The organism is Ferruginibacter sp. (genome assembly GCF_031430955.1).
GTDB lineage: Bacteria > Bacteroidota > Bacteroidia > Chitinophagales > Chitinophagaceae > Ferruginibacter.
In genome coordinates this window covers 1-4,305 of sequence record NZ_JANPCM010000382.1, presented here as the reverse complement: position 1 = coordinate 4,305, position 4,305 = coordinate 1, and the positions used below count along the sequence as shown (strand labels likewise).

Sequence of the window (4,305 nt, the reverse complement as noted above, 5' to 3'; positions counted from 1 at the left end):
TGATGGATATATTGTTACGCCGCAATTATTAGCTCAGGATATAGAAGTATCCGGAAGTTTAGCCGCCTACCAGGAAGTAGAATTGCACCCCGAGGTTGCCGGGAGGGTAACAGGAGTGTATTTTAGAGAAGGCAGCAATGTTGCACAGGGCAGTATGGTCTTAAAAATTTATGATGGCGATTTGCAGGCACAGTTACAAAAACTTTTAGTGCAATTAAAAACTGCCGAACAAACTGCAGAGCGATATGCCGCATTATTAAAAATAAATGGTGTAAGCCAGCAGGAATATGATTTAAATGTACTGGCTGTAAATAATATCAGGGCCGATATTAATATCATCCGTACCAATATTGCCCGAACATCTTTAAGGGCACCGTTTAGTGGTAAAATGGGTACCAGCACTATTACACCGGGTGCCTATATTTCTCCCACAACAATTATTACCACATTGCGTAAAGTAAGCCAGTTAAAATTAGAATTTACTGTACCCGAAAAATACGGTGCACAAATGAATCCGGGCAGCCTTATCCATTTTACAGTTGAAAATAATAATGCTTCTTATTCAGCAAAAATTACAGCAACAGAAAATAATATAACAGCCGAAACCAGGAGCCTTAAAGTAATTGCACTGGTAGATAAAGCCAATGCACAATTAATTGCAGGTTCATTTGCAAAAGTGCAGATACCATTGGGTGAAAATAATGCAGCATTGATGATACCTACACAAGCCATTATTCCACAGGCGAGAAATAAAAAAGTAATGGCAGTAAGAAATGGAATTGCATCAATGGAAACAGTAACCACAGGCATAAGAGATTCTGCAATGGTAGAAATTACTACCGGTTTAAAAGCAGGTGATACTGTTTTAATAACCGGATTGCTTTCCACTAAGCCGGGCAGTAAAGTGCAAATAAACCCCCTCCGCCCCTTGAAGGGGAACTAAAGCAACAGTAAGATGATAAAAAAAATTACTGAAGGCAGGGGATAAAAAAGAAAAATTAAAATGATTAAAAAAATGTACCCGTTTATTATGCCTGAAGTGGTAAATAAAGATGGCATTGAATTTAGAACATCAATAAATAATTTTAAAACAACGCAGATTGAATATATCCGAACTTAGTTTACGTCGCCCTGTTATGGCTGTTGTGCTCAGCATCGTCATCATTTTATTTGGCGTGATAGGATTTAAATTTTTAGGCGTACGTGATTATCCTGCTATCGATCCGCCTAATATTTCTGTACGTACAGCTTACCCCGGCGCCAATGCCGATATTATAGAATCGCAAATTACTGAGCCTTTAGAAAAAGCCATCAACGGTATTGCCGGTGTAAAAAATATTACCAGCAGCAGCAGCCAGGGAACCAGCAATATTAATGTAGAGTTTGAACTGGGTAACGGATTAGAAAGTGCGGCCAACGATGTACGTGATAAAGTATCGCAGGCAGTTCGTTCTTTGCCATCCGATTTAGATGCGCCTCCGGTTGTAAGCAAAGCAGATGCCAGCAGCGATGCTATTATTTCCATGACGGTGCAGAGCAATACCAAAAATCAATTGGAGGTAACAGAGTATGCCACCAATAATTTATTGGAACGGTTGCAAACTATACCTGGTGTAAGTGGCATACAAATTTGGGGCGAAAGAAAATATGCCATGCGTATTTGGTTTGATGTGGCTAAACTGAGTGCATACGGATTAACACCCGGCGATATACAAACAGCATTACAACAACAGAATGTAGAGTTACCTTCCGGTAAAATTGCCGGCGATGCAACTGAATTATCAGTAAGAACATTTGGCAATATCAATACCGAAGAAGAATTTAATAATATCATTGTAAAAAATGTAAATGGTTCGGATATTAAAATTAAAGATGTTGGTGAAGTTGTGCTTGGTCCCGAAAATGAAGAATCGGTTTTAAAAGAAAGTGGAGTACCCATGATTGCGCTGGCCATTGTGCCACAACCCGGCTCTAACTATGTTGCTATTTCCAATGAATTTTACATCCGTTACGAGCAAATTAAAAAAGAAGTGCCTTCGGATATTTCTTTAAATATTGCACTCGACCAAACTAAATTCATAAAAAAATCAATATCCGAAGTAAAAGAAACTTTAATGATTGCCATTATACTGGTGGTATTAATTATTTATCTTTTCTTCAGAGACTGGATCATTGCTATCCGTCCTTTAATTGATATCCCTGTTTCATTAATTGGCGCATTCTTTATAATGTATCTCTGCGGTTTTACCATAAATGTATTAACGCTTTTAGCCATTGTACTGGCAACAGGTTTGGTGGTGGATGATGGTATTGTGGTAACAGAAAATATTTTTAAAAAAATGGAGCAGGGCATGGGCAAGTGGCAGGCTGCCAAAGAAGGTTCCAAAGAAATTTATTTTGCCGTAATTGCAACATCAATAACATTAGCCATTGTTTTTTTACCCATTATATTTTTAGAAGGTTTTGTGGGCAGGCTTTTCCGTGAGTTTGGAATTGTGGTAGCAGGTGCAGTTTTAATTTCGGCATTTGTTTCACTAACACTTACACCGGTATTAAATGTTAAGCTAGCACGTAAAGTGCATAAGCATTCCCGTTTTTATAACGTCACTGAGCCCTTCTTTCGTGGTATGGAAAATGGTTACCGTAAATTGCTGCAGGGTTTTATGAAATTAAAATGGATTGCTGTCATTTTAATTTTGGCATGTTTTGCTATCATTTACATTATTGGAAAAGATATCCCTTCTGAACTGGCACCTATGGAAGACCGCAGTCAGTTTCGCCTTTCCGTAACTGCACCCGAAGGAACCTCTTACGATTACATGGATAAATACATCGACAGGGTATCGCAATTTGTAATGGATTCTGTACCGGAAAAAACAGTTTTGATCAGCATCACCGCACCAGGATTTACAGGATCAGGCTCAGTAAATACTGGTTTTGTCCGTGCTGCCCTTATTGAACCTAAAGACAGAAAAAGATCGCAGCAGGAAATTGTGAACATGATAAACAAGAATGCTTCTAAATTTAATGAGGGAAGAATTTTTGCCATACAGGAACAAACTATTTCGGTAAACAGGCGTGGCGGCCAGCCGGTACAGTTTGTTTTACAAAATATTAATTTTGATAAGATAAAAGAAGTGTTACCAAAATTTATGGAGGAGGCTTCCAAAAATCCCATCTTCCAGGGTGTAGATGCAGATTTAAAATTTAATAAACCAGAAATAAGAATTGTAATTGACCGCTTGAAAGCCAGCGACCTTGGTATAAGCATAGAAAATATTTCAGAAGCATTGCAATTAGCATTAAGCAACCGCCGCCTGGGTTATTTTACAAGAGATGGAAAACAATACCAGGTAATTGGCCAGGTGGCAAGAGATGACCGTGACGACCCCACCGATTTAAAAGGTATTTATGTAAGAAATGCTGCAGGCCAGTCGGTACCGCTAGATAATCTGGTTACGATGGAAGAAGAAAGTACGCCGCCAACTATTTATCATTTTAACAGGTATAAATCTGCAACCATTTCTTCCGGTCTTGCGCCGGGTAAAACTGTGGGTGATGGTATTAAAGCCATGGAAGAAATTTCTAAAAAAATATTAGATGATTCTTTTACCACTTCGCTTACCGGTTCTTCAAGAGATTATGCCGAAAGCGGCAGCAATACCAGCTTTGCATTTATCCTGGCATTAATATTAATCTTTTTAGTTTTGGCGGCGCAGTTCGAAAGTTTTATTGATCCATTAATTATTATGATAACCGTGCCGCTTGCCATTGCAGGTGCATTATTATCTTTAAGTTTATTTGGGCAAACACTAAATATTTTTTCGCAGATAGGAATGATTATGCTGATTGGCCTTGTAACAAAAAACGGTATTTTAATTGTAGAGTTTGCCAATCAAAAACAATTAGCAGGTGCTAAAAAAGGACAGGCCGTTATTGAAGCTGCAGTAGCAAGGTTCCGCCCTATTTTAATGACGAGCCTTGCTATGAGTCTAGGTGCGTTGCCCTTAGCTTTATCATTAGGCGATGCCTCTACCAGCCGCATTCCGTTGGGTATTGTTATTGTAGGTGGTATTATGTTCTCTTTAATTCTTACTTTATTGGTTATACCTGCCATGTATGCTTTTCTTTCCAGTAAAAAGAAAAGAAGTGAGCTCGACGATTTAGAACCAACCAGTTTATCAGTTTAAAATATGTTGTTTTGATGAAGAAGTTTTTTTTTACCGCAGTAGTTTTTAGTTTTGTATTTGCAGCACCACAAAATGTTTCTGCACAAAATATATTAACTGCCGAAGATGCCGTAGC

2 protein-coding genes are annotated in these 4,305 nt (G+C 38.4%); both read left to right on the top strand.

What is annotated here, in order from left to right; translation table 11 throughout:
* The coding region (locus ACY65O_RS10955; RefSeq protein WP_462220899.1) for an efflux RND transporter periplasmic adaptor subunit at nt 1-943 on the top strand (943 nt) is incomplete at its 5' end.
* Between the two features lie 157 nt (nt 944-1,100).
* Entirely contained in the window at nt 1,101-4,190 is a 3,090-nt protein-coding gene (locus ACY65O_RS10950; protein ID WP_462220898.1) for an efflux RND transporter permease subunit, read from the top strand.
* Nucleotides 4,191-4,305: the final 115 nt, after the last annotated feature.